Below are 508 nucleotides of genomic sequence, written 5' to 3' on the forward strand. Positions count from 1 at the left end.
GTTTCACTCAAAGCTTGAGCAGAACTGAGCGGATCGTCCACAATGATAAAATCACCACCTTCACCAGTTAGTGTTCCACCAACTGATGTTGCGATTCTGTATCCTCTCTGCACTGTTTGAAATTTATATTTGGTATTCTGGTCTTTGGATAGTTCTATCTCTGGAAATAGCGCTCTATACCAACTAGACTGCATCACGCACCTGGTGTCGAGCGAGTGCTTTTCGCTGAGCCGCTGAGAATAACTTGCAACTATTATTCTCGCAGTTGGTTGGTTTCCCAGTATCCATGCGGGCCACGCAACGCTTATGCACATGGACTTCATCGAGCGCGGAGGCATATTGAATATTATTCGTTTCACTTCACCAGCGCTCGCTGCTTCCAGCCTGTCTGCTATGACTTTTATATACTGATAATCGTTATACTCACACCCCGGCACTACCGTTTGAAAGCACAGTTCAATGAATTTTAGAAAGTTCATGATATAATGTTGAAACCAACGCGTGACGC

General features: G+C 44.7%; 1 pseudogene. It reads right to left on the minus strand.

Going from position 1 to position 508, the window contains the following annotated elements:
* A pseudogene (locus ACIPNH_RS00205) lies at positions 1-479 on the minus strand (phage terminase large subunit); the annotation flags it as partial.
* Between the last annotated feature and the right edge of the window lie 29 nt (positions 480-508).

It is taken from the genome of Wolbachia endosymbiont of Drosophila barbarae, from assembly GCF_044752445.1.
Lineage (GTDB): Bacteria > Pseudomonadota > Alphaproteobacteria > Rickettsiales > Anaplasmataceae > Wolbachia > Wolbachia pipientis.